Source organism: Cetobacterium sp. 2G large (assembly GCF_014250655.1).
GTDB lineage: Bacteria > Fusobacteriota > Fusobacteriia > Fusobacteriales > Fusobacteriaceae > Cetobacterium_A > Cetobacterium_A somerae.
Map to the genome: position 1 here is coordinate 624,610 of NZ_JACHTH010000007.1, position 26,129 is coordinate 650,738.

29 protein-coding genes and 1 riboswitch are annotated in these 26,129 nt (G+C 28.0%); of the genes, 24 read left to right on the plus strand and 5 right to left on the minus strand.

All coding sequences use genetic code 11. The features are described 5' to 3' along the window. Positions 1-6 precede the first annotated feature (6 nt). From H5J23_RS13535 to H5J23_RS13555, 5 genes are read left to right on the plus strand one after another with little or no spacing between them, the layout of a single operon-like run. Entirely contained in the window at positions 7-555 is a 549-nt protein-coding gene (locus tag H5J23_RS13535; protein ID WP_023049720.1) for a propanediol/glycerol family dehydratase medium subunit, read from the plus strand. 11 nt (positions 556-566) lie between these two features. Then, the gene (locus tag H5J23_RS13540; protein ID WP_023049719.1) at positions 567-989 is read left to right on the plus strand and encodes a diol dehydratase small subunit; all 423 of its coding nucleotides are present in this window, start codon (positions 567-569) and stop codon (positions 987-989) included. A 13-nt stretch (positions 990-1,002) separates the two neighbouring features. Then, entirely contained in the window at positions 1,003-2,823 is a 1,821-nt protein-coding gene (locus tag H5J23_RS13545; RefSeq protein ID WP_185892784.1) for a diol dehydratase reactivase subunit alpha, read from the plus strand. Continuing rightward, positions 2,817-3,143: a glycerol dehydratase reactivase beta/small subunit family protein gene (locus tag H5J23_RS13550; protein ID WP_023049717.1), complete on the plus strand. Its 327-nt coding sequence runs from the start codon at positions 2,817-2,819 to the stop codon at positions 3,141-3,143. The genes H5J23_RS13545 and H5J23_RS13550 overlap by 7 nt, the downstream gene beginning before the upstream one ends. Before the next feature lie 20 nt (positions 3,144-3,163). After that, complete coding sequence (locus H5J23_RS13555) at positions 3,164-4,045, plus strand: PocR ligand-binding domain-containing protein (RefSeq protein ID WP_023049716.1); 882 nt, start codon at positions 3,164-3,166, stop codon at positions 4,043-4,045. Between the two features lie 36 nt (positions 4,046-4,081). On the opposite strand, the gene H5J23_RS13560 is transcribed toward H5J23_RS13555, so the two are convergent. Continuing rightward, the gene (locus H5J23_RS13560) at positions 4,082-5,620 is read right to left on the minus strand and encodes a hypothetical protein (protein ID WP_185892786.1); all 1,539 of its coding nucleotides are present in this window, start codon (positions 5,618-5,620) and stop codon (positions 4,082-4,084) included. 203 nt (positions 5,621-5,823) lie between these two features. Then, positions 5,824-6,001, plus strand: a riboswitch (cobalamin riboswitch). 126 nt (positions 6,002-6,127) lie between these two features. Between H5J23_RS13560 and H5J23_RS13565 the strand changes: the two genes are divergently transcribed. From H5J23_RS13565 to H5J23_RS13635, 15 genes are all read left to right on the plus strand, one after another. Beyond that, on the plus strand, positions 6,128-7,612 hold the full coding sequence (locus H5J23_RS13565; protein WP_023049714.1) for a cobyric acid synthase: 1,485 nt from the start codon (positions 6,128-6,130) through the stop codon (positions 7,610-7,612). Next, positions 7,612-8,559: an adenosylcobinamide-phosphate synthase CbiB gene (cbiB, locus tag H5J23_RS13570; protein ID WP_185892788.1), complete on the plus strand. Its 948-nt coding sequence runs from the start codon at positions 7,612-7,614 to the stop codon at positions 8,557-8,559. The genes H5J23_RS13565 and cbiB overlap by 1 nt, the downstream gene beginning before the upstream one ends. A gap of 21 nt (positions 8,560-8,580) precedes the next feature. Next, the gene (gene cobD, locus H5J23_RS13575) at positions 8,581-9,633 is read left to right on the plus strand and encodes a threonine-phosphate decarboxylase CobD (protein ID WP_185892790.1); all 1,053 of its coding nucleotides are present in this window, start codon (positions 8,581-8,583) and stop codon (positions 9,631-9,633) included. Continuing rightward, positions 9,633-10,961 carry a cobyrinate a,c-diamide synthase gene (locus H5J23_RS13580; protein ID WP_185892792.1) on the plus strand — a complete coding sequence of 443 codons (1,329 nt, stop codon included), beginning with the start codon at positions 9,633-9,635 and terminating at the stop codon, positions 10,959-10,961. The genes cobD and H5J23_RS13580 overlap by 1 nt, the downstream gene beginning before the upstream one ends. Continuing rightward, positions 10,949-11,593 carry a precorrin-8X methylmutase gene (locus H5J23_RS13585; RefSeq protein WP_023049710.1) on the plus strand — a complete coding sequence of 215 codons (645 nt, stop codon included), beginning with the start codon at positions 10,949-10,951 and terminating at the stop codon, positions 11,591-11,593. Before H5J23_RS13580 ends, H5J23_RS13585 begins: the two co-directional genes overlap by 13 nt. Beyond that, a complete protein-coding gene (gene cbiD / locus H5J23_RS13590; protein ID WP_185892794.1) occupies positions 11,593-12,717 on the plus strand; it encodes a cobalt-precorrin-5B (C(1))-methyltransferase CbiD in 1,125 nt (374 codons plus the stop codon). Before H5J23_RS13585 ends, cbiD begins: the two co-directional genes overlap by 1 nt. Next, the gene (gene cbiE, locus H5J23_RS13595; RefSeq protein WP_023049708.1) at positions 12,710-13,339 is read left to right on the plus strand and encodes a precorrin-6y C5,15-methyltransferase (decarboxylating) subunit CbiE; all 630 of its coding nucleotides are present in this window, start codon (positions 12,710-12,712) and stop codon (positions 13,337-13,339) included. The genes cbiD and cbiE overlap by 8 nt, the downstream gene beginning before the upstream one ends. A gap of 5 nt (positions 13,340-13,344) precedes the next feature. Beyond that, positions 13,345-13,920 carry a precorrin-6Y C5,15-methyltransferase (decarboxylating) subunit CbiT gene (gene cbiT / locus H5J23_RS13600; protein WP_023049707.1) on the plus strand — a complete coding sequence of 192 codons (576 nt, stop codon included), beginning with the start codon at positions 13,345-13,347 and terminating at the stop codon, positions 13,918-13,920. Continuing rightward, complete coding sequence (cobI, locus tag H5J23_RS13605) at positions 13,920-14,645, plus strand: precorrin-2 C(20)-methyltransferase (protein ID WP_023049706.1); 726 nt, start codon at positions 13,920-13,922, stop codon at positions 14,643-14,645. Before cbiT ends, cobI begins: the two co-directional genes overlap by 1 nt. Then, positions 14,624-15,385, plus strand: coding sequence for a precorrin-4 C(11)-methyltransferase (gene cobM, locus H5J23_RS13610; RefSeq protein ID WP_185892796.1), 762 nt, complete (start codon positions 14,624-14,626; stop codon positions 15,383-15,385). Before cobI ends, cobM begins: the two co-directional genes overlap by 22 nt. Continuing rightward, on the plus strand, positions 15,385-16,371 hold the full coding sequence (cbiG, locus tag H5J23_RS13615; RefSeq protein ID WP_185892798.1) for a cobalt-precorrin 5A hydrolase: 987 nt from the start codon (positions 15,385-15,387) through the stop codon (positions 16,369-16,371). The genes cobM and cbiG overlap by 1 nt, the downstream gene beginning before the upstream one ends. After that, positions 16,358-17,089 (plus strand): precorrin-3B C(17)-methyltransferase, encoded by a 732-nt coding sequence (gene cobJ / locus H5J23_RS13620; RefSeq protein WP_040407462.1) that lies wholly within the window; start codon positions 16,358-16,360, stop codon positions 17,087-17,089. Before cbiG ends, cobJ begins: the two co-directional genes overlap by 14 nt. Further along, complete coding sequence (cobK, locus tag H5J23_RS13625; protein ID WP_185892800.1) at positions 17,086-17,826, plus strand: precorrin-6A reductase; 741 nt, start codon at positions 17,086-17,088, stop codon at positions 17,824-17,826. Before cobJ ends, cobK begins: the two co-directional genes overlap by 4 nt. Before the next feature lie 20 nt (positions 17,827-17,846). Continuing rightward, a complete protein-coding gene (locus H5J23_RS13630) occupies positions 17,847-18,128 on the plus strand; it encodes a zinc-ribbon domain-containing protein (RefSeq protein WP_185892802.1) in 282 nt (93 codons plus the stop codon). Between the two features lie 158 nt (positions 18,129-18,286). Then, positions 18,287-18,529: a hypothetical protein gene (locus tag H5J23_RS13635; RefSeq protein WP_023049700.1), complete on the plus strand. Its 243-nt coding sequence runs from the start codon at positions 18,287-18,289 to the stop codon at positions 18,527-18,529. Between the two features lie 92 nt (positions 18,530-18,621). Here the strand turns inward: H5J23_RS13635 and H5J23_RS13640 are convergent, their stop codons facing one another. Then, the gene (locus tag H5J23_RS13640) at positions 18,622-19,551 is read right to left on the minus strand and encodes a DUF523 domain-containing protein (protein ID WP_023049699.1); all 930 of its coding nucleotides are present in this window, start codon (positions 19,549-19,551) and stop codon (positions 18,622-18,624) included. An 88-nt stretch (positions 19,552-19,639) separates the two neighbouring features. On the opposite strand from H5J23_RS13640, the gene H5J23_RS13645 reads away from it, so the two are divergent. Continuing rightward, positions 19,640-20,236: a class I SAM-dependent methyltransferase gene (locus H5J23_RS13645; protein ID WP_040407460.1), complete on the plus strand. Its 597-nt coding sequence runs from the start codon at positions 19,640-19,642 to the stop codon at positions 20,234-20,236. A gap of 44 nt (positions 20,237-20,280) precedes the next feature. Here the strand turns inward: H5J23_RS13645 and H5J23_RS13650 are convergent, their stop codons facing one another. Genes H5J23_RS13650 through H5J23_RS13660 form a run of 3 tightly spaced genes read right to left on the minus strand, consistent with a single transcriptional unit; the run spans position 20,281 to position 23,909 of the window. Continuing rightward, positions 20,281-21,843 carry a glycosyltransferase family 39 protein gene (locus H5J23_RS13650; RefSeq protein WP_185892804.1) on the minus strand — a complete coding sequence of 521 codons (1,563 nt, stop codon included), beginning with the start codon at positions 21,841-21,843 and terminating at the stop codon, positions 20,281-20,283. Positions 21,844-21,883: 40 nt separating this feature from the next. Next, positions 21,884-23,230, minus strand: coding sequence for a cell wall metabolism sensor histidine kinase WalK (locus H5J23_RS13655; RefSeq protein WP_023049696.1), 1,347 nt, complete (start codon positions 23,228-23,230; stop codon positions 21,884-21,886). Position 23,231: 1 nt separating this feature from the next. Further along, positions 23,232-23,909, minus strand: a complete 678-nt coding sequence (locus H5J23_RS13660; protein WP_023049695.1) for a response regulator transcription factor — start codon at positions 23,907-23,909, stop codon at positions 23,232-23,234. Between the two features lie 196 nt (positions 23,910-24,105). Between H5J23_RS13660 and H5J23_RS13665 the strand changes: the two genes are divergently transcribed. From H5J23_RS13665 to H5J23_RS13675, 3 genes are read left to right on the plus strand one after another with little or no spacing between them, the layout of a single operon-like run. Beyond that, on the plus strand, positions 24,106-24,807 hold the full coding sequence (locus tag H5J23_RS13665) for a glycosyltransferase family 2 protein (RefSeq protein WP_023049694.1): 702 nt from the start codon (positions 24,106-24,108) through the stop codon (positions 24,805-24,807). Positions 24,808-24,809: 2 nt separating this feature from the next. Beyond that, a complete protein-coding gene (locus H5J23_RS13670; protein WP_023049693.1) occupies positions 24,810-25,091 on the plus strand; it encodes a lipid-A-disaccharide synthase N-terminal domain-containing protein in 282 nt (93 codons plus the stop codon). Next, the gene (locus tag H5J23_RS13675; RefSeq protein ID WP_023049692.1) at positions 25,092-26,129 is read left to right on the plus strand and encodes a GDP-mannose 4,6-dehydratase; all 1,038 of its coding nucleotides are present in this window, start codon (positions 25,092-25,094) and stop codon (positions 26,127-26,129) included.

The following is a 26,129-nucleotide window of genomic DNA, read 5'->3' on the forward strand; positions in this document are numbered from 1 at the left end:
GAAAAAATGGAAATAAAAATAAAAGAGGTTGGAATTGCGAAAAAAGGTGATAGAATAGAAGAGGTAGTTATAGGACTAGCTCCAGCTTTTAAAAAATATCAACATAAAACAATAACAGATGTTCCTCATGATATGGTCTTAATGGAATTAATAGCAGGAATAGAAGAGGAAGGTTTAATTGCTAGAGTAGTACGTGTAAATAGAACATCAGATGTTTGCTTTATTGCAAATGATGCAGCTAAATTAAGTGGATCTGGAATAGGGATAGGAATACAATCAAAGGGAACAACAGTTATACATCAAAAGGATTTACTTCCGTTAAATAATCTGGAATTATTTCCACAGGCACCTCTTTTGACCCCAGAAATTTATAGATTAATTGGTAAAAATGCAGCTAAATATGCTAAAGGAGAATCGCCTAATCCAGTACCTGTTATAAGTGATCAAATGGTGAGACCAAAATATCAAGCAAAAGCAGCTTTATTACATATAAAAGAAACAAAGCATGTAAAAGAAAATGAAAAACCTGAAGAGTTAGAATATACTTTTGAATAAGGAGATGAAAGATGAACAAAAAAATTAATATCGAATTAGATTATCCTTTAGGAGAGAAGAGAAAAGAGTGGTTAAAAACTCCAACTGGAAAAACGTTAGATGATATCACTTTAGAAAACGTTTTAGATGAAAATATTAAAGCTCAAGATATTAGAATCTCTTCAGAAACACTTAATCTTCAAGGAGAAGTAGCTGAAACAGCAGGGCAGCCTACTATAAAAAGAAATTTTCAAAGAGCTAGTGAATTAGTAAAAATCTCAGATGAAAGAATATTAGAAATTTATAATGCTTTAAGACCAAATAGATCATCTAAAGAGGAACTTTTAGCTATAGCTGATGAGCTTGAGAATAAATATGGAGCAGTTGTAAATGCAAATTTTGTTAGAGAGGCTGCAGATATTTATGAAAAAAGAGGAAAGTTAAGAAAAGATTAGGAGCAATTTAATTATGAAAATTATTGCAGGTATTGACATAGGAAATGCGACTACGGAGGTAGCTTTAGCTAGAGTAACAGACTCTGAAATTAAATTTTTAGGTAGTTCTCTTTATAAGACTACAGGCTTAAAAGGAACAGAAGAAAATATAGAGGGCATAAAAAAAGCAATTTTCTCATTGTTAGAAAAATTAGATTTTAAATTAGAAGACTTAGATCTGATTAGAATAAATGAGGCAACTCCAGTAATTGGAGATGTTTCCATGGAAACGATAACAGAAACAATAATAACTGAATCTACTATGATTGGGCATAATCCGGATACTCCTGGAGGTTGTGGAATAGGAATAGGTTTAACGATTAATATAGATAATTTAAAAGAACTAAAGTGTAGTCTATTAGATGAAGAGTATATTGTTATAGCAAATAAAGATAAAAATTTTTTAGAAATAGCAAAAATTTTAAATTCTGAAATAAATAGAGGAGTAAAAATAAAGGGAGCTATTTTACAAAGAGATGATGGTGTTCTTGTAAATAATAGATTGCTAATAAAAATTCCAATAGTTGATGAAGTTCAACTAATTGAAAAAATACCTTTAGGTGTTAAATGCTGTATTGAAGTAGCTGAAAAGGGAAGAGTTATTGAAAAAATTTCAAATCCATATGGAATAGCGACAATTTTTAATTTAACCTCAGAAGAAACAAAAAAAGTGGTTCCTTTATCAAAAGCTCTTATAGGAAATAGATCAGGTGTTGTAATAAAAACTCCTCAAGGAGATGTGAAAGAAAAAATTATTCCAGCTGGAAATATCTACATAAAAGGTTGTAAAACAACTGAAGAGGTAGGCATACAAGAAGGTGCTGAAAAAATTATGGAAAAGATATCTTTTCTAAATGTTCAAGATATTTTTGGAGAAGATGGAACAAATGTTGGTGGAATGCTAAGAAATGTAAAAAATACAATGAGTAAATTTACAGGAGAAAATATAGAGGATATAAAAATAAAAGATTTACTAGCAGTTGACACCTTTGTTCCTCAGAGAATAAAAGGTGGTTTAGCTGGTGAATTTATGCTTGAAAATGCTGTGGGATTGGCAGTAATGGTAGGAACTGAAAAAAATCAAATGGAAAATTTAGCAAGATTAATAAAAAGTGAATTAGGCATAGAAGTAGAAGTTGGTGGAGTAGAAGCAGATATGGCTATAAAAGGAGCTTTAACTACTCCAGGAACAGGAAAGCCATTGGCTATAATTGATATTGGAGCTGGATCAACAGATGCTTGTAGTATAGATAAATTTGGAAGAAAAGCTCATACTCATTTAGCTGGTGCAGGAAATATGGTAACTTTATTAATTCAGAAAGAACTTGGAGTTGAAAATTTTAATTTAGCTGAAGATATTAAAAAATATCCACTAGCAAAAGTAGAATCTTTTTTTCATATAAGGTACGAAGATGGAAGTGTGCAGTTTTTTAATGAGCCTTTATCACCGAGCATATATGCAAAAAATGTATTAGTAAAAAATGGTGAGCTTATTCCAATAGATATTCAAAATACTTTAGAAAGAATTAGAGATATTAGGAGAGAGAGTAAAAGAAGAGTTTTTGTAACAAATTCAGAGAGAGCCTTAAAAAAAATATCTTTAACTAAAAATATTAGAGATTTTGAGTTTGTAATAATTGTAGGTGGATCAGCTCTTGACTTTGAAATACCAGAGATGATAACGGAAGCTCTTTCTAAATACGGTGTAGTTGCTGGTTGCGGAAATATAAGAGGAATAGAAGGGCCTAGAAATGCTGTAGCGACAGGTTTGGTTTTAGGTGATAGAGAGTGTTAAAAACTGGAATAGATATAGTATGTTCAAATATTATAAAGATAGTTGATATAGAAGAGATATTTTTTGGAATAGAAGAAGAGGGAGTTCCTTATATTTTAAAGTTTTTAGAAGAAGAAAAAATAGATAAAGAGTTTTATGTAAATGGAAGGTTTGAAATAGGAATAGGTATTAATTCAGATGGTGAAATATTTTTAAATCAAAAAAAATATACAAAAGAGTATATTTTGAAAGAAAATATTGGAAGTTCTAAAAAACGTTTAAGGGTTTTTGGTCAAAATGCAGCTAGAGTATTAAAGGGATTGCCTTTAAAAAAAGTATAAAAAAACGAAAGGTGTGAGGTATGCTTCATAAATATAAAAAAGAACTATTAAAAATTCAGGAAGAGATAGTAGATATGACTAAAATGGCTGTAGTAATTGTAGATGATGAGGGCAATTATTTAACAGAAAAAAGTAACTACTCAGAGTTTTGTAAAATTTTTAGGAAAAATAAAGAACTTAGTTCGTTTTGTGAAAAATGCGATGTAAAAGCTTTAAGTAAAGCATTTTTATCATTAAAACCGTATATTTATAGATGTCACGCTGGATTAGTAGATATGATAATACCTATTATTTATCAAAGTGAATTAATAGGTGCATTTTTAGTAGGCCAAATTCTTTTAGAAGATGAAGAAACATTTGAATTAGAGGATATTTTGGTTGAAAATGTAGGGAAAGAATTTAATATAAAGAAGATTGTTGAAAATTATGGGTTTTTAAAAAAGGTGAAATATAATGAACTCCAAAGTATTGCAAGTATTTTACATTATACGTCGGTTTATATAAGTGATTGTATTAAAAGTAAGAAATGGTATAATCATATTATTGAAAATAATATAAAAGAAGAAAGAGTAGAGTATAGTCATTCTCAAATTTCTTCAGCAGTGACTTACATAAATGAAAATATTAGAGAAAATATTCATTTAGAAGATGTAGCCGCATTATGTAATTTGAGTATTTCTCAATTTAGCAGAGTTTTTAAAAGAGAAACAGGAAAAACTTTCAAGGAGTATATTCTTATAAAAAAGATTGAAAAAGCTAAACATTTTTTAGAAATTACAAGTAAGTCTTTATCAGAAATATCAAATGAAATAGGAATTGAAGATAGTAGTTATTTTACAAAAGTTTTTAAAAAATATGAACGAATTTGTCCTAAGGAGTATAGAGATCTTTTTCAGAAATAAAAAATGTAGCTCAACAGCTACATTTTTTTGTTTTATTTAATTGTTATTTGATATACAAAAAGATTCGTATTCCTTAGTTAGTATATTTTTAACTTTTTCTCTCATATTAGAAAGTTTTTCATCAGGTATTGAAGGAGAGATTATTTTGATTGCTTTAACATATCTATCTAAAATTTCTTCTATTTTTTGATTCACAACTTCTTTGTTATTTGCTAAATTTTCAGGAGTCATATTAGATAAGAAGCTTGTTAAAGATTTATATGAAGTATCAGTTGTAGATTTTATTAGAGTTTTTGTAGATTCTATTTTATCAGCGGTTATATTTGAACTGATAGTTTTCATATCTTGTTCAAGTTGTTCTAAAGATTTTTCAATCATATTTAAAACAGAGATATAAGCTTGGTTATCTCTATTATTAACAGTAGTTTCTACTTTATTAATAGATTCTTTTAATCCATTTAAAATTTTAGTTTCTGCATCTGTAAATTTTGCATTTCCAGAAATAATTTTATCAACTAAAGATTGAGCAGAATCTAAATCAGTTTTAAGAATATTTATAAATCCAACTTCAAAATCTTTAAAGTGTTGAGGAGGAATTTTATTTTTAATTTCCTCAAGAATATCTTCAATTTCTTTGACAATAGTTGTCAAAAGATCATTTAATTGATTTTCAATTTCAACAATTTTATTAGAATCTATATCTTTTAATATTTGAGGTACAATAAAGTTAATGTTATCTAGTTGTAACTTAGTAACTGTATTGATATCTTTTAAATTTTCAGCATTATTTTTTTTAGTAATACCTTTTAAAATAAATATATGTTCTTTAATAAATTGAATAACTTTATCATTGATTAATGATAAATCTTCTGTGGGAATAACACCAACTAAATTTGTGAATATTTTACTAACTTTATCAGATGTATCCATACCTAAAGTTTTTAATTTTTTTTGAATATCTAAATAAGAATCTTCTCCTAAATCATTTTTTAGTGGTTCAATTAAAGAGTTAAAAGCAGATATATTGCTTTGGTAGAAATTTAAAACTTCAGCTTCAATAGTTTTTTCTTCGCTTTCAAAAGTACTATAACTTTTTTCACACTCTTCTATGAAGTTTGATAAACTTTTTCTGAAAAAGTATTTTAATTCAAAAGATGTTATAGGATGAAAACTATGTTTACTTTCTAATAAAGTTGTTTCAAGATGTATGTTACATTTTTTATCATTTATCTCAGTAAGGTGTAAATTTGTTTCAATTTTAAATTTATCACCTTCTGTTAATATAAAATCCAATCCTTTATTTGCTTGAGGTTTTTTTAAATATAATTTATGAGTTGTATTTCCAAACGTTACATCTAAAAGAAATGCCTCATCATTAACAGCAGCATTAACTTTTGTATTTAAAATATCTTTTACTTTAAGATCTTCATAAGATTTATTTGAATTTTTTGCTCCAACTAACCATTTTTTAAGATTTTTAGGATTTAATGCAAAAATCTCTGCAAACATAGGAGGAACATTAATAATTTTGTCCTCTACAATAAGAGGTTGTTTATTTGTTTTAACATCGTTCATATTTAATCACTCCCTTATAAAAATTTAATATGTCACATTTAATCTACGAATAAAATTTAATTTTCTTTTTTATTATTGTAGTTTTATTAAAATTATTTTTAAAATTAATTTCTATAAAATAGCAAACATTTGTAGTTTAATTTTTAAACATAAACTTTTAAAAAAGGTTGACTTGTGCATAATCATTATGTATAATTATGATAAATATGTATATTATTTATGGTTCAATAATTTGATTAAAAGGAAAGTTGAGTGAAAATCTCACACGGTCCCGCCACTGTAAGGAGGACGAAATTAGACTAGCCACTGTAGTTTTTATGGGAAGGCCTAAGAGTAGGATGAATCTGAGTCAGGATATCTGCCATGAATATAAAAGAAAATATAAAATCTGCGGTGAACAGATTTGTATTTAGAACTGTCAATTTCAATTCTAATTAGCAATATTCTATTCATTTTCGCATTTTTTATATTTCCGCTAAACTTCACAAATTTAGGAGAAATGATATTATGAAACATAAGAACATAATGGTTGTTGGGACGTCTTCAGGAGCAGGGAAGAGTATAACAGTTACAGGCTTATGTAGAGCATTTTTTAAAGATGGATACACAGTTTCACCTTTTAAATCTCAAAATATGGCACTGAACTCTTATATAACAAAAGATGGACATGAGATGGGGCGAGCACAAGCTCTTCAGGCGATGGCATGTGAGATAGAAGCTCACTATACAATGAATCCTATTTTATTAAAACCCACAGGGGATAGAAGGATTCAAGTGATTGTCAATGGAAAATCTATCGGAAATATGGGAGGACTTGAATACGGAGATTATAAATCAAAGTTAAAAAAAGATATAATTCAAGCTTATAATACGATTAAAGATGAAAATCAAATATGTGTTATAGAGGGAGCAGGAAGCCCTGTAGAATTAAATATAAAGCAAGACGATATAGTAAACATGGGATTAGCTGAAATGGTTGATGCTCCTGTTATTTTAGTTGCAGATATTGATAGAGGTGGAGTTTTTGCATCAATTTATGGAACAATATCTCTTATGGAACCAGAAGAGAGAGCTAGAGTAAAAGGTGTAATTATAAATAAGTTTAGAGGAAATGTTGATATATTAAAACCAGGATTAGAAAAAATAGAGGAACTGACAGGAGTTCCAATTTTAGGAGTTATGCCATACTTTGAACTAGACATAGAGGATGAGGATGGGGTAACAGAAAAATTTAATAAGATTAAATCAAAAACTGCAGATATAACAGTTTCGGTTATAAAATTAAAGCATATATCAAATTTTACAGACATTGATGCTTTACTAGCAAATAAGGATGTAAATGTTAATTATGTAACATCATTTCATGAATTAGGAAATGAAGACCTGATAATTATACCTGGATCTAAAAATACAATAGATGATTTAAAAGATATAAAAGAGAAAGGAATCGCACAAGAGATTATAAAAATGTCTAGAAAAGGAACTCCTATTATTGGCATATGTGGAGGATTTCAAATTTTAGGGGAAAAAGTGTTAGATCCTTATGGAATAGAGGGAGATATAAAAGAACTTCCAGGACTAGGACTTTTAGACATAGAAACTACAATGGAAAAAGAGAAGGTAACAACACAGTATACAGGATTATTAAAAGGAGAAACTGGGTTATTAAAAGGATTAGGAGATATTCAAGTTAAAGGTTATGAGATTCACCAAGGAGTAACAGAGGGGAAAGAAAAATCTATAACTTTAGATAATAGATTAGTAGCCACAGTAAAGGACAATATTTTCGGAACATACTTACATGGAATTTTTGATAATAGAGAGTTTACTGATTTTATTTTAAATAATATAAGAGAGAAGAAAGGACTGGAAAAGAAAAATAGCACAATGACATTTGATGAATATAGACTTCAAGAGTTGGATAAGTTAGAAAAAATATTCAGAGAAAATGTGGACATGAAAGCTATTTATAAGATTTTGGAGGAGAACTAATGAGCATCATTTTAAAAATATGGATAGCTTATTTGTTAGATTTAATTTTAGGGGATCCATATTGGTTTCCACATCCAGTTAGATTTATAGGAAAATATATAACTTTTATTGAAAATAAAATCTATTCATTAAAAAATAAAAAAGTATGGGGAGGAGTATTAGCTTTTACAGTAATACTTTCAACAGTAGTATTGTCATATTACATAGCTAGGACATCTGAATTTTTAGAAATTTTCTTTCTATACACAACTTTGGCAACGAAAAGTTTAGGTGCTGAAGGGATTAAAGTTTATAAAATTTTAAAAAGTGGAGATTTACAAAAGGCACAAAAAGAGCTTTCTTATTTGGTTAGTAGAGATACGGGTGAGATGGACGAAATACAAGTTGTAAGAAGTACAATGGAGACTATAGCTGAAAATAGTGTTGATGGAATTATAGCGCCTATGTTTTATGCATTTTTAGGAAGTTTTATAGTAATTGATGGAGTTTCAATGGCATTGCCTTTAGCAATGGGATATAAAGCAGTAAATACTCTTGATTCAATGGTTGGATATAAAAATGATAAATATATAGATTTTGGTATGGTTTCAGCAAAAGTAGATGATTTCTTTAATTTTATTCCAGCAAGATTATCTGGCCTAATAATAATTCCAATTGCAACATTTTTATTAGGAATGGGAATAAAAAAGCCATTAAAAATATTTTTTAGAGATAGAAAAAATCACTCAAGTCCAAATTCAGGTCATCCAGAGGCAGTTTTTGCAGGAGCTATAGGTGTTCAATTTGGTGGTAAAACAAAATATTTTGGAAAATATTTTGAAAAACCTACAATAGGAGATAAATTAAAAGAGTTTCAATGTGAAGATATAAAGAAATGTTATAAGATAATGTTTATGACATCTTTTGTAGGGATAGTTTTGTTTACAACATTTATTAAACTAGTATAAGACAATGGGAAGTGAAGTAATATGGATTTGCATGGTGGAAATATATATAAACTAAAAAGAGATAACGGGATAGAAGTTTTAGATTATAGTTCTAATATAAATCCCTTAGGAGTTCCAAATAGTTTTAAAAAAGCAGTTATAGAAAATTTTGAAACTTTAGAAAAATATCCAGATATAGACTATGTAGAGTTAAGGACAGCTATTGGAGATTACAATAATTGTCATATAGACAATGTAGTTGTAGGAAATGGTGCTACAGAGGTTCTATTTCTATATATGAAGGCAGTAAAAGCTAAAAAGGTCTTAATAATTGCACCAACCTTTGCAGAGTATGAAAGAGCTGCTAGGGCTGCAGGAAGAGATGTTAAATTTTTTCCGTTGAGCAAAGATTTTTCTTTAAATGAAAATATGTTATTAGAATTTATAACAGATGAAGATGTTGTCGTTATGTGTAATCCAAATAACCCAACAGGAAAGTTTCAAAATCTTGAAAAAATAAAAAAAATAGCTGATTTTTTAGAAAGAAAAAATAAAAAATTATTTATAGATGAAGCTTTTATAGAGTTTGTTGATGATTGGAAAGATAAAACTGCGTTTTTGTTAAAACATAAAAATATATTCATTTTAAGAGCTTTAACTAAGTTTTTTGCACTTCCAGGGGTTAGGTTAGGATATGGATTAACTTATGACGAATCAATATTAGATGAAATAAAAAATATTAGAGAACCTTGGAGTGTTAATGGAGTAGCTGAAATAGCAGGTAAAACTATGCTTTTAGATACTTTGTATATACATGAAACAGAAAATTGGATAAAAAAAGAAAAGTTATGGTTTTATGAAGAGTTATGTAAAATAGATAATATAGAAGTAACTCCAACAGAAACTAACTTTATATTAGTAAAGTTATTAAACGATAATGCTAAAAGTTTCAGAAAAAAAATGATAGAGAATGGCGTTTTAGTAAGAGATGCTTCAAACTTTATGTTTTTAGATGAAAGTTATATAAGATTAGCAATAAAAGATAGAAAGAAAAATGAGCAAGTTTTAGAGGCTTTAAGGAGAGTGCTGAAATAATGAAAGGCTTTGTTTTAGCAGGAACAAGAAGTGGAATAGGAAAAACTACAGTATCTATGGGGCTAATGGCTACTTTTGAAGATGTGGCTCCATTTAAAGTAGGACCTGATTATATAGATCCTAGTTTTCATAAATTTATAACGGGAAATAAAAGTTATAATTTAGATCTGTTTTTAATGGGAGAAGAGGGAGTAAAGTATAGTTTTGAAAAGCATAGTAAAGAAATATCTATTGTTGAAGGTGTTATGGGTCTTTATGATGGATTAGGAAATTCTTTAGATAATTATAGTACAGCTCATTTATCTAGAGTTTTAAACTTACCAGTTATATTAGTAGTAGATGCGGCAGGAAAAAGTACAAGTATCGCAGCAGAAGTTTTAGGATATAAAAATTTAGATTCAAGAGTTAATATAGCTGGAGTTATAATAAATAAAGTAAATAGTGAAAAACTCTATGAAATGTTAAAAGATGCTATAGAAAACTATACAGGAATACCGTGTTTAGGATATTTAAAAAAAGATGAAAACTTAGGAATCAGTAGTAGGCATTTAGGATTACTTCAAGCAGATGAAGTTGAGGATTTAAAAGAAAAAAAAGCGATTTTAAAGGAAGAGATAAAAAAAACTATCGATTTAAAAAAGATAGAAGAGATAGCTAATCTAGAAAAATCAGAAAAAAATATAGATATTTTTAAAAATATAGAGAATCTATATGTAGGATTAAAAGTAGGAGTAGCTAAAGATAAAGCATTTTCATTTTACTACGAGGATAATTTAGAGCTTTTACAAAGAATGGGAATAGAACTTGTAGAGTTTTCACCTATAAAAGATAAAAAAATACCTGAGGTTGATTTACTATATTTTGGTGGAGGATATCCAGAAAATTATTTAGAAGATTTATCAAATAATGAGGATTTTTTAAACTCTTTAAAAGAATTTCATGAGTCTGGAGGACATATTTATGGAGAATGTGGAGGATTTATGTACCTTAGCCAAGGAATAAAAACCTTGGAGCAAAAAAGTTATTCTATGGCACAATTAATTGACTGTAGTGTAAAGATGACTGGAAGACTTTTTATCAGTAGATTTGGGTACGTAGATGTAGCTTTTGGAGAGTTAAATGGAAGAGCTCATGAATTTCATTATTCGACTATAGATGAAATAGGTAGTGATGAAAGAGTGTTTAAACTTAGAAAAAGTGATGGTAGAGAGTGGTTATGTGGTTATAAAAACAAAAATCTTATAGCAGGATATCCACATTTACATTTTTTTAAAAACTTAGATATATTAAAGCAGATGTTAGAAGGAGCAAAGAAATGTCATATATAAAAAGACCACAAGATATTGAAATAAGAAGTTTTGAAATAATAGAGGAAGAGATGGGGGAAAAGGCAAAAGAGTTTTCTTCAACTCATTTGCCAATAGTAAAAAGAGTTATACATACAACAGCTGATTTTGAATATGCAGACTTATTAGAGATTTCAGAAGGAGCAGTTGAGTCATGTTTAGAAGCCTTAAAAAAAGGTGGTAAAATATATTGTGATACTAACATGATAGCTAATGGTTTGAGTAAAATTACTTTAGATAAATATGGATACTCAGCTTATTCTTTAGTTTCAGATAAAGATGTAGCAGCTGAAGCTAAAGAAAGAGGGGTAACTAGATCAATAGTAGGGATAGAACACGCAGCGAAAGATCCTAATACAGATATATATTTAATTGGAAACGCACCAACAGCACTATTTAGATTGAAAGAACTTATTGATTCTGGTGAAGTTCAAAAACCAGCTTTAATAGTTGGAGTTCCTGTAGGATTTGTAGGAGCGGCTGAATCAAAAGAGATTCTACCTGGAAGTGGAATACCATATATTATTGTAAAAGGCAGAAAAGGAGGAAGTCCTGTAGCTGTTTCAATACTTCATGGAATTTTATATCAGTTACATAAGAGAGAAGGATTTTAATGGATAAAGAATTAAGATCGGGATATACAACTGGAACATGTGCGTGTGTAGCGTCATTTGTTGCATTAAATCTTTTGATAGGAAAAGATTTGGGAGAAAAAGTTGAGATAACCACATTAAATGGAGTAACTTTAGATATACCAATACATTCAAAAAAAAGAGGAATCAATTGGGCTAGAGGTGTTGTTTTAAAAGATGCAGGAGATGATCCTGATGTTACAAATGGAATAGAGATTTGTGCTAAAGTAAAAATTGTTGAAGAGTTACCAAAGATAGAGAAAGCTCATAAATTTGATAATATGCTGATAGTAGGTGGAAGAGGTGTAGGATTAGTAACAAAAAAAGGACTTAAAGTAACACCTGGAAAATCAGCTATAAACCCAGGACCACAAGAGATGATAGTAAAAACTTTAAATCCACTTCTGGAAGAGTATGGATTAAAAGTGATAGTAACTATATATGTTCCAAAGGGAAGAGAGAAAGCTTTGAAAACTTTTAATGGGAAGTTGGGAATACTAGGAGGGATATCTATTTTGGGGTCTACTGGAATAGTTAAACCTATGAGTGAGGATGCACTTACTAAATCTATGTTTGCTGAATTAAAAGTTTTAAAAGAGAATAGTACTAGAGAATGGGTAGTATTTGCTTTTGGAAATCATGGGAAACAATTTTGTATAGATAATAATATAGATGTTGAGCAGATGGTTGTAACAAGTAATTATATTGGATTTATGATTGATAGTGCAGTAAAATTAGGATTTAAAAAAATAGTACTAATTGGACACATAGGAAAAGCTATTAAAGTAGCAGGTGGAATTTTTAACACTCATAGTAGAGTTGCTGATGCTCGTTTGGAAATAATTGCAGCAAATGCTATTTTAATAGATGAACCTAGGGAAAATATTTTGAAGGTTTTAGAAGCAAATACAGCTGAAGAAGCTACAGAATATATATTAAAAAAAGAAAGTTTATTTAATTTAATTGCTAATAAAGTAGCTAAAAGATCAGCTGAATTTTCAAGAGATAACATAGAATTTCAATCAATTCTTTTTAATTATAGTGGAGATATATTAGGATATAGTGATGGATTTTATGAGATGATAGAGGAGTTAAAAAGTGAGTAAAGAGATATCGGTGGTGGGACTTGGACCAGGAAATCTAGATTATATGACAAAGGCAGGAATAGATAAAATAAAAAATTCTGAAATTGTTATAGGTGGAGAGAGACAGTTAGAAGAGATTGACTCTCTTTTAAATAATCAATATATCTATATTATGAAAAAATTAGATGAAATGAAAGAGTTTGTTTTAAGAAATTTAGATAAAAATATAGTATTTATTGTTTCAGGAGATACAGGTTATTATAGTTTGCTTACATATTTAAAAAAGAGTTTTCCTGAACAAAAATTTAATGTCATTCCAGGGATATCTTCTTTTCAATATCTATTTTCTAGGATAGAGATGACTTGGGAACATTATCAACTTTGTAGTGTTCATGGAAGAGAAAATGATTATGTAGAAATATTTAAAAATAGTAAAAGCGGAGTAGTACTTCTAACTGATGAAAAAAATAATCCAATTGAAATAAGTAAAACACTTGTTAAAAATAATATTTTAAATGCTGAAATAATTATTGGAGAGAGACTTTCTTATAAAAATGAAGTTATTACAAGGTTTTTAGTATGTGATTATAAAAAGTATAATAAAAAATATGAAATGAATGTAACAATTATAAGAAAGGTTTGAAAATAATGGGACATATTTATGATAAAGAGTTCGTTCAAAAAGAACTACCTATGACAAAACAAGAGATTAGAGCAATTTCTATAGCGAAATTACAATTGCAAGATGATTCTATTTTAGTAGATGTTGGTGCTGGAACTGGAAGTATAGGAATAGAAGCAGCGACATATTTAAGAAATGGTAATGTTTTTGCTATTGAAAAGGAAGAAAAGGGAATAGAGACCTTAAAAGAAAATATAAATAGATTTAAATTAGATAATATAGAAGTAATTGTGGGAAGAGCTCCTGAAGCAATACCAACTATTCAATATGATAGAATGTTTATAGGTGGATCAACAGGTTCAATGAGAAATATACTTGAACATTTTATTAAATATTCAAAAGATAATTCTAGAGTAGTCATAAATGCGATAACTTTAGAAACTTTAGCAGATGCTACAAAGCTTTTAAAAGAGTTAAATTTTAAAAATATAGAAGTTGTAAATGTTGTTGTATCTAGAGGAAAGAGTATAGGTCCGTACACAATGATGTATGGAGAAAATCCAATATATATAATAACAGCAGATAAGGAGGAAACAAAGTAATGTCAACAGCAAAGTTTTATGGAATAGGAGTGGGAGTAGGAGATCCTGAAATGTTAACGCTAAAGGCTATAAGAGCTTTTAAAGAGCTAGATGTAGTAGTTTTACCAGAGGCTAAAAAAGCTGAGGGAAGTACAGCATACGAAATAGCTAGAGAGTATTTAAAAGAGGGAGCAGAAACTTTGTTTGTTGAGTTTCCAATGTTAAAAAGTGTAGAAGCTAGAAAAGAATTTAGAAAAAGAAATGCGGATATGATAGTTGAGCATCTAAAAGCAGGAAAAAAAGTTGGATTTTTAACAATTGGAGATCCAATGACATATAGTACATATGTTTATATTCTTGAGTACTTGGATGGTGTGATACCTGTAGAGACAATTCCTGGAATATCATCGTTTTCAGATATGTCTTCGAGATTTAACCTACCTTTAGTTATGGGAGAAGAATCTTTGAAAGTTGTATCATTAAATGGAGAAACTGATATTGTTGGTGAAATTAACTCAGCAGATAATATCGTATTTATGAAAGTATCTAGAAATTTTGATAAACTTAGAGCTGGCTTAGAAGCTACAGGAAATCTAGAAAATATAATAATGGTTTCAAACTGTGGAAAAGAAACACAGGAGATAAATTTTGATTTAACAAAAATGGAAGAGGAAGATATTCCTTACTTTACAACATTAATACTAAAAAAAGGTGGTATCAATCAATGGAAAAAGTTTATTTCATAGGGGCAGGACCAGGGGATCCAGAGTTAATTACAGTAAAAGGGCAAAGATTAGTAAAAGAAGCAGATGTAATAATTTATGCAGGTTCTTTAGTTCCAAGACAAGTTATAGAGTGTCATAAAGAGGGAGCAGAGATTCATAATTCAGCTTCAATGACTTTAGAAGAAGTTATAGATGTAACTGTTAAAGCGATAAAAGCAGGAAAAAAAGTTGCTAGAGTTCATACAGGAGATCCAGCAATATTTGGAGCACATAGAGAACAGATGGATATGTTAGATGAGCATGGAATAGAGTATGAAGTAGTTCCGGGAGTAAGTTCATTTTTAGCATCTGCTGCAGCAGTAAAAAAAGAGTTCACATTACCAAGTATTTCTCAAACTGTAATTTGTACAAGATTAGAAGGAAGAACGCCTGTTCCAGAAAAAGAAAGCTTAGAATCTTTAGCTTCTCATAGAGCTTCAATGGCAATTTTCTTATCGGTACATATGATTGGTGATGTTGTAAAAAGATTAGCTACACATTATCCGATGACAACTCCAATAGCAATTGTTCAAAGAGCTAGTTGGGAGGATCAAAAGATTGTTTTAGGAACATTAGAAACAATTGAAGAAAAAGTAAAAGAAGCAAATATAACTAAAACAGCTCAAATTTTAGTTGGAGATTTTTTAGGGGATAAATATGAAAAATCTTTATTATATGATAAGCATTTTACACATGAATTTAGAAAAGGAATTGAGAAGTAATGAAATTAGCAGTTTGGACTGTAACAAGAGGAGCAGGTCTAAATGGAGTGGAGATTAAAAATAAAATTGAAGGGATAGATGTATTTACTCTTTCAAAATTTAAAATAGATAATAGCATTCAAATGGAAAACTTTACTGAAGAATTAAACGAAGCTTTCAATAAATACGATGGACATATTTTTATAATGGCAACAGGAATTGTGATTCGTAAAATTGCATCTTTAATAAAATCTAAAGATGTTGATCCAGCAGTAGTTGTAATAGACGAAGGAATGAATTTTGTAATTTCTCTTCTCTCTGGACATCTAGGAGGAGCAAATGATTTGACTCAAAATCTTCATGAAATATTTGGATTAGTTCCAATCATAACAACTAGTTCAGATGTGACGGGAAAAATTGCAGTGGATACTTTGTCTCAGAAATTAAAGTGTAATTTAAAATCATTAGAAGCAGCTAAAAAGGTTACATCATTGATAGTAGATGGAAAAAATGTTGAATTAAGTCTTCCTAAAAATATATGCAATGAAAATCCAGAAGGTGTTGTGGTTATTTCTAATAAAGAAAATTTAGAAGTTGTACATTTATATCCTGAAAATTTAGTTATAGGAATAGGTTCAAGAAGAGGAATTGAAAAAGAAAAAGTTTATGAATTTTTAATAGAAACATTAGAAAAACATAATCTTTCACTTAAAAGCATAAAGCATTTTGCAACAGTAGATTTAAAAGCAGATGAAAAAGGAATTGTTGAAACTGCTAGAGAGCTTGGAAAAGAGTTGAAAATTGTTAGTAGAGAAGAGATATTGACAGTAGAAGATATGTTTCATGGATCTGAATTTGTAAAAAAAGAGATAGGCGTAAAAGCTGTTTCAGAGCCATGTGCATATTTAACATCAAGTAAAGATGGGAAATTTATAGAGATAAAAGCAAAAAAAGATGGAATGACAATTTCCATTTATGAGGAGAGATTTATTTATGAAAAAAGGTAAAATATATGTTGTAGGAATTGGTCCTGGAAATATGGATGATATAACAGTAAGAGCGTATAGAGTTTTAAAAAATGTAGATGTAATTGCAGGATATATAACTTATACAGATTTAGTAAAAGATGAGTTCGCGGAAAAAGAGTTTTATGTATCAGGAATGAAAAAAGAGGTTGCTAGATGTGAGCAAGTATTAGAGATTGCTAAGTCTGGAAAAGATGTAGCGCTAATCAGTAGTGGAGATGCAGGAATTTATGGAATGGCTGGAATCATGATAGAAATCGCTCAGAAAGAGGGATATGAAGTTGAGGTTGTTCCTGGAGTAACATCATCAGTAGCTGGAGCCGCAGTTGTAGGAGCACCGCTAATGCATGACCATGCTACAATAAGTTTAAGTGATTTATTAACTGATTGGGATGTAATAACAAAAAGAATTGATAAAGCTGCAGAGGGAGACTTTATTATATCTCTTTATAATCCAAAAAGTAAAGGAAGAACAACTCAAATAGTTGAAGCAAGAGAGTTAATGTTAAAGCATAAAGCACCAGAGACTCCAGTTGCGCTATTAAGACATGTTGGAAGAGAAGATCAGAATTATACTTTAACAAACTTACAGGACTTCTTAAACCATGAAATAGATATGTTTACAGTTGTTATAATAGGAAACTCAAAGACGTATGTTTCTAATGATAGAATGATAACTCCAAGAGGATATCATATATGATTTGGGTTATAGGTGGAACAAAGGACTCTAGAGATTTTATAGAGTCCTTTCCTTTTAAAGAAAATCTAGTTGTAACAACAGCAACAGAGTATGGTGGAAAATTACTTGAAAATATAGAAGATATAAAGGTATTTTGTAAAAGATTAGATTTAGAAGGAATGAACAAATTTATAGAAGAAAATAATATTGAGAAAATTATTGATTTATCTCATCCATATGCAGAAGAAGTTTCTAGAAATGCCATTGAATCTTCAAAAGTAAAAGAGATTGATTACATAAGATTTGAAAGAGAAAATTTAGTTTCTGAAGATGGCGTTATAGAATTTTCTGAGTTAGATATTATGATAAAATATTTAGAGGAGTTAGAAGGAAATATTTTAGTAACATTAGGAAGTAATAATCTTCATAAATTTCAAAATATAAAAAATAAATCAAATATATATTTTAGAATACTTCCTAAATGGGAGATGATAAAAAAAGCTGAAGATTTAGGGGTTTTGCCTAAAAATATTATAGCTATGCAGGGACCATTTTCTAAAGAATTAAATGTTGCAATGATGAGGCAACTTAATATAAAATATATTGTAAGTAAAAAAGGTGGAAATACTGGTGGGGAAAGAGAAAAAATAGATAGTGCAAAAGAGATTGGAGCTATATCTATAATGTTGTCTAGACCCAATGTGGAATACCCAGTTGTATTTTCTCATATAGAAAAACTTATAAAATATATTATTTAAATGCTGAAGGGGGAAATAAAATGATATTTGTTGGGATATTTGGTTTAAAAGATTCAGAAGAAAAGTTAAGAGAAGTTGATTTTGAGTGTACAGGATGCTTATCAGAAAAAGTTCAATTATTCGCATTAAGAAGAGTTTTTGAAATTTTTTTTATACCGATAATTACTTTAAAAAAGAAATATATAATAGCTTGTAACTCTTGTAATAGTGTATATAAGCTAAAAGATGAGAAGATGGAACAGGTTTTATTGAAGGGGAAAGTTCGTTATGAAGATGTAGAAAAAATACTTAAACAGTCCTAAAAATAAATTAAATGTGATTTAACAAAACATAAATAAAAAATATATAAACTATTGATTTTATAAATAGTTGTATCATTCATTATTTATATAATGACATTGACATTTTATATGAAAAGCTGTATATTTACATTATATGAAATATATGGAGGCAGATTAAAATGAGTAAGAAAATTGTATATATTATAGTGGGATTGTTATTAGCAATGAATATATATGCAAGAGGTTTAAAAAGTAAGGAAACTGAGAATAACCAATCTTCTTTAAAAAATTCTGTAATCACTAAGACACAAGAGATATTTAATTATGAAAATAATGTATCAAAAGTTATGCCTATTGATGAAGAAGAACTTGCAGAGGTAAGTGGAAAAAATGTTAATTTTGTTATAAATAAAATGAGATAAACTATTTTAGATAAAGTGTGGATAATAAAGTGAAAAAGAGAAAAGACTGAGTAGACGCAGTCTTTTTTCTTTTTTGTATTGATAGAAATAAATTATCTATCAGGTTTATAATTAATTGGGGAGCTTCTGAATAAAATATTTCTTTTTCTAGCTTCAATCTCAACTCCAAGAAGTTCTTGGGCTATATGTGTCATATTTCTTAAAATGTGAGGTTCAAAAATCTCTTCTACCTCAATATTTTCTTTTTCTTTTAAGTTAATATAGTTAGTCCATAAGCATTTTTTTATATTTTCTAATTCAGCTGGTTTTCTTAAAAGATCTAGAATAGAGTTTTTAAGAAAAGTAAAGGTTTCATCAGATACATCCTTCTTTTCATTTGTAATTAATCTTATTTGATCTCTTATTTTAGTTGCTTCTTCTTCGTGTAATTCATATAAAACATATTTAACTTTGTCCCAAATTTCTTTTAAAATGTCAATTGAGTTGATATTTTGCTCTTTAATCCAAACAAAAGCAACCAATCGTCTTTTCCAATCCCACCATCTGATAGGACTTTGTAGGTCAATTGAACTAATTAAAAAAATATTTCTTTCTAAAAGTAATGCACCAAAGACTCCTGGTGGATTTCCAAGACGCTGATTTTTTAAACTTGTTCTATAAACTCCGCAAGAAGGACTTCCCTCCATAAATATATAAGCATCAATATTTGCTCTTTCTAAAGTTTCAAGACAAGCGATAGCACCTTTTCGAACCATCTCATTTCGGTTTTCTCCCTCTTTATTTTTTATATTTGCTTTTCCATTCCAAAAATCAAATCCATTTCCTCCTGAAAGTTTAATACTTGGTCTAGGAACTCCCATTCCACTCATAATTTCAGGACAAACAGGAGTCCAAATGAATTGTCCACGGTCTCTTCCTAAAGATTGAGTCAAATCTATTCCCTTTCCGTTATATCTAACTTTAGAACCAAATTGACACGCTGCGATTCCCAATCTTAATTTCCTATTTAAAAGATTTTCCATGTTGCCTCCTTGTATATACGGTTTAGATAATATATACTATTAAGAAATATAGTTCCTTTAATAAAAAATGAAAAATAGGAGAATTAAAATGGAAACTAAAGATAAATATAGTAGAATTGCAAATATTTTTGATAAATTAGAAGAAAGAATGCCTATGAATGAAATAAAAAAAGAAGCTGTTCAAATGTTAAAAGGTAAAATTCTTGAAATTGGAATAGGAAGTGGAGCCTGTTTAAAATATTATGAGAAAAAATCAGATGTAACAGGTATAGATTTTTCTATTGGAATGTTGAATATAGCAAAGAAAAAAGCTAAGTTATTGGGATTAGAGAATGTAAAATTATTAGAAATGGATATTGAAAATATGAGCTTTTCAGATGAAACATTTGATTCAGTATTTTCCTCTTGTGTTTTTTGCACTATTCCTAATCCTAAAAAAGGAATAAATGAAGTATATCGAGTTTTGAAAAATGGTGGCAAAGCAGTCTTTATAGAACATATGAAAAGCGAGAACTTTATAATTAATATAGGATTAAGAGTTTTGAATATTTTTACAAGATTAATTTTAGGAACATCACTTTTAAGAGAAACAGAAAAGACTATTAGAGAAGCTGGATTTTCAAAAGTTATGAGTAAAAATATTATGTTAGGAGATGTAGTTAGGTTAATTATAGCTGAAAAATAAAATTCAAAGAGATAATATCAATATATTATCTCTTTGAATTAGAATTATTTATTGTTAATAACTTTATAAATATATATTAAATCATCATCATCTTTAAATCGACTATAAGTCTCTTTGTATTCTATTTTATAGTTATTTTCTAAATCAAATTTTGAATTTTTAGACAAAATATAAAATTTCTCAGGAAGAATAGTATTATCATCTAAGAAATGAATATCTTGTCCTACACTCCAAACATCTTCAATTGTGAAATCCTTTGAATATATATGAAATAGCTTATTATTTTTTTGTAAAGTTTCTAATGGGATTAAATTAGAACTATTCTTATTACGAATTTCATTTTCAATAATCCAAGTTAAATTACAATTAACTATTAGTAGTAAAAATCCACTTAAATAAATAACTTTTTTTTTGAAATTTTTTTTATCAATTAATCTGTCTTTAAAAAGATAGACTAATAAAATAAAAAATGGAATAGTTAAATAATAAAAATTTGGTTTTTTCCAAAATATAAGACCAACACTTCCAATAGATAAAATTGTTATAAGAGTGGCTTGTATATAAAATAGAACTTTATCTGATTTCTTCAAAAGATTCCAGTCGCTATTAATATAGTAGTTTAATATAATTCCGATTGGAATAGATGAAACTACATATATAGGAAATCCATATCTCTCTTTTTTCATTTTTATAAATGATAAAAGTAAAAAGGTTAAAATAGACCAAAGAGTTCCAAATTTAAAAAGCCTATTTTCCTCACTATTTTTTAAATTCCATTTTTTAAAAAAAGTAATAATAGAAAAGAATATCCAAATTCCCATGAAATAAAAATAGTTAAAGTAAAAGAAAAAGCTTTTAACATGTTTACTTGTCCAAGTGTTTTTTTCTTTATTCATAACAGAGAAAAATAGTTCTTTATTCTCTAGAATCATAGCAATAGGCCAAATAGAGGCTAGAATTAAACCAATTAAAACATATAAAATAATTCGTCTACGATTTTCAAGTATTTTTTTTAATTTATAAACCCAAATATATGAGATAACAAAAGGTAGAAACATACCATAAATCGCTACAGGACCTTTACTTAGTAAAGAGGCTGCTAAAAGTATAGAAGCAAATAAAAGACTAAAAGTTCTTTTAGAGTTTATACTTTTTAAAAGATAAGTGATAGATCCAAACATAAAAATATATGGATATGCATCCCAAGCATTTTCACTACCAACTTTTGTTATCATAAAGGTAGTTGCAGCAACAAACGATACTAAAAATGGGAGATTTTTATTATCAGATAACTCTTGAACAAATCGGTATATAAAAAAGATCAGTAAGACAGAAACTAAAGCCACAGGTAATCGAAGTATCCACTCATCAGAAAAATTATTAGAAATTTTCATAACAGCAGCTGTAAACCAAGTTGGTAATGGAGGTTTTTCAAAACGATATTGTCCATTTAAAGTAGTAACGAGCCATTCATTATTAAATACAATCTCTCTAGCGGTAATAAAATTTCTAGATTCCATTAAATCTGCTTTTCGAATCCAAATAGTACTAAAAAATGAGATAAAACTTAATCCTAAAATAGATAAAAGTTTTTTATCTTTAAACATGAGAAAATCCTCCTTAAGTTTTAAAAATATAGTAGAAATTTTATAGATTAAAAAATATTTGAACAGTTGTTCCCATATTAGGGGTACTCGAAATTTTTATATCTAAATTTAAAAGATTTATAATTCTTTTAACAATAGACATCCCAAGACCATGACCTTGAATCTCTTTGCTACGAGATTTATTTGCTCTAAAGAATCGATCGTAAATATGGTGAAGTTCTTCAGAAGTCATTCCAATACCATAATCTTTAATAGTTAAAATAGCTTGTTTTTGTTCATCATTATTTGTAATACTTATATCAACTGGGTTATTTTTACCATATTTAATAGAATTTTCCAAGATGTTTTTTATTAATAACTTAATTAACCCCTCATCAGATTTAATAATTGTATACTCAGGAGTAAAATTAATATTAGATTTAGGGTATTGATGTTTTAAGCTAGAGATACACCCTAAAATAATTTCAGATAGTTCAACTTCATTTTTTTCACTTTTGATTTCAGATTCTTTCGCAATAAATAAAAGTTTTTCAATAAGTAGATTCATACTTTTAGTTTCATCTTCAATAGATATTAAAGCTTCATTAAATATTTCAGGGTCTTTTTTTCCCCAACGCTTAATCATATCAATATATCCCCCAATTATAAAAAGAGGAGTTTTTAGCTCATGTGATGAATTATGAACAAATTCAATTTGTTTTTTATTTTGTGTATCAAGTCTTAATAACATATCTTCGTATGAATCTAATATGTTATCAAATTCTTTAAAATAATTTGTAGGTTTTATAACTTTTAAGTTTTCTAAAGTAATATTCGAATTAATATTTTCTAATAAAGAAAGTTGTTTTTTTATTTTTTTTAATAATTTTGTAAAAGCAAAGATAGATATAATTATACAAATGGATAATCCAGATAAAAAGATATAAATCATGTCAAAGAAGAAATTTTTTTCTTCACTTAAATTTTTTACAAGAATAACAGTATAGACTTCTCCATCTTTATTAATCAGTTCATTTTTTAAAACCATATAATCATACCAATGAACATTTTTTACCTTATCTTCAACAGCAGAATCTAAAAGAAATTGCTTTTTATTTTCTGTATAAGTTAAATCCTTATATTTTATTGTTATTTCTAAATCATCAAGAGCAGGATTTTCTACTCTAAAAAGTTGGTTGACTAAATCACCTGTAAAAATTTCCATAGATTTTGAATTAACTTCTTCTAAGATTTCATATTTTAAAAATCCCATAGCATTTCTTAAGTATTGTTTAGATGAATTAATTAAATATTTTCCAGTAATAGATAGTGATAAAAGTAGAACAATAGTAAATAGACAAATCAATTGAAAATAACTTTTCTTTAAAGTACCTGAAAGGGTTCTCAAATTAATCCTCCTTTTTTAATGAATAACCAAATCCACGAATAGTTTTAATGTATTTACTATCAGGATCAAGTTTTTTTCTAAGAGCTTTAATATACATATCAATAATTTTTCCATCTCCAAAATAATCATATCCCCAAACATTTTCTAAGATATTTTCTCTGCTTAAAACTAAATTTTTATTAATCATTAAGTAGTGAAGTAAATTGTATTCTGTTTTAGTTAAAGTTATTAAAGTTTCATCTAAAAGAACCTCTTTTGTATTTAAGTTAAGAGATATATTTTCGAATTTTAAAATTTTTTTATCTGTAAAAGATTGTTTATTTCTAAAGATAACTCTCATTCTAGCTAGAAGCTCTCCAATGACAAATGGTTTAGTAATATAATCATCAGCCCCTAAATCTAAAAGAGTTATTTTGCTAAAAATTTCATCTTTAGCAGTTAATACTATAATTGGTATATTAGATTCATTTCTAATAGTTTTACAAACATCTTCACCACTCATATGAGGAAGCATTAAATCAAGAAGAATAAGAGCGTAGTTATTTTCTCTAAATAGTTTTAAACCATCACTTCCATCCACGGCTAAATCAATGTTATATCCTTCATGAACTAATTCTAATTCTAAATATCTTCTAATTTTAGGGTCATCTTCAATAATAAGTATATTCTTTTTTAACATAGCTTCCCTCCATTTAAATTAATTGTTATATGTATTATAAAACAAAAAAGTAAAAAAATGGTAAAAATTTATTTGAAAAACTTGTATATTGAATAATTGTGAGGTATATATTATAGCAGTATTTGTTTTATTTTAAAAAATTTACTAAAAATTTACTTTTAAACTTTATAATTAAAAAAAACAAAAGGAGGCAGCAATGGAGATATCAGCAGTAATACCAGTTTACAATGAAAAAGATAACATTATTCCTATGGCAGAAAGAATTGAGGCAGCTTTTAAAAAAGGATTTAAAGAGTATGAAATTATTTTTATAAATGATGGAAGTACTGATGGAAGTTATGAGCTCTTAAATAAATTAAGAGAAGAAAATAAAAATGTAAAAGTTTATCATTTTACAAAAAATAATGGTCAAAGTGCGGCAATAGATACTGGATTTCAAAAATCTCAAGGAAGTTTAGTTTTAATGATGGATGGAGATTTACAGACTGATCCTGAGGATGTTTATAAACTTTTAGAGCATATTCCAGAGTATGATGTAGTTAATGGAAGAAGGGCGACTAGAGAGGATGGTTTTAAAAGAAAGTTAGCATCAAAAATTGGAAATGGATTTAGAAATTTTGTAACAGGTGATAATATTCAAGATACAGGGTGTCCATTAAAACTATTTAAAAAAGAAGTTGTTAAATCATATAAATTATTTAATGGAATGCATAGATTTTTACCAACTTTGGCAAAGTATATGGGTTATAAAGTTATAGAGGTACCAGTAAGGCATTATGATAGATTGCATGGAGAGTCAAAATATAAAGTTTTTGGAAGAGGCTTTAAAGCTTTTAAAGATGTTTTTGCAGTAAGATGGATGAAAAATAGAATGCTAAACTGGAAAATAGAGGAATAGTTATGATGAGTGTAGAAAATTGGAATATTTTTTTAATTATAGGTTTTATTGGACAAGGACTTTTTTCAATGAGATTTATTATTCAGTGGTTGGCTAGTGAGAAAGCTAAAAAGAGCGTTATCCCTTTTTCATTTTGGATATTTAGTTTATCAGGTAGTATTTTTTTATTAATTTATGCAATATATAAAAAAGACCCTGTATTTATATTAGGGCAGGCACCAAATGTACTTATTTATTCAAGAAATATATATTTAATAAAAAAAAATAGAGGAGTTGAAAGATAAATGAAAATTATTGTAACAGGAGCAGCTGGATTTATAGGATCACATTTAGTAGAGAAATTGTTAAGTTTAGGACATAGCGTAATTGGAATAGATAATTTTCATAATTTTTACTCAGAAGATATAAAAATAAAGAATGTTTTAGAAAGTTTAAATAAAATTGAATATCTTGTAGAGATTTTATCAAGAGACACAAAAGAAGAAAAAATAGAGATGCTAGTAAAAAAAGTAGATACAAACAACTATTCTTTAGAGTACTGTGATTTAAAAAATATTGAAAGTTTAGACAAGATATTTAATGAAAATAAAATAGATATGGTTGTAAATTTAGCAGGATTAGCTGGAGTTAGACCATCTTTAGAAAATCCTTTAGAATATGAAAAGGTAAATGTAGGTGGGTATTTAAATCTATTGGAGTGTTGTAAAAAATATGGAGTTAAAAAATTTATACAAGCTTCTTCTAGTTCAGTTTATGGTAATAATAAAGTAGTTCCTTTTAAAGAAACAGATGTAGTTGATTTTGCAATATCTCCATATGCTGCAACAAAAAAATCTTGTGAAGTATTTGGACATGTTTATTTTAACCTATACAATATAGATACATTACAATTTAGATTTTTCACAGTTTATGGGCCAAGACAGAGACCTGACTTAGCTATTCATAAGTTTGTTGATAAAATTTTAAAAAATGAGGGTATTCCATTCTTTGGAGATGGAGAAACATATAGAGATTATACTTATATTGATGATATAATCGATGGTGTTATAAAAGGGATAAAGTATTTAGAGAAGCATGAAAATGTTTATGAAGTTATTAATTTAGGAGAATCAGATGCAATTTCTTTAAATAAAATGGTACAAACAATTGAAAAATATTTGGGTAAAGAGGCAGTAATAGAGAGACTACCAATGCAACCTGGAGATGTAAAAAGAACCTATGCAAGTATAGATAAAGCTAAAGAACTTTTAGGATATAAGCCAACTACAAAATTTGATGATGGAATTGACAAATTTGTAAAGTGGTATTTAGGAGGAAAGTAG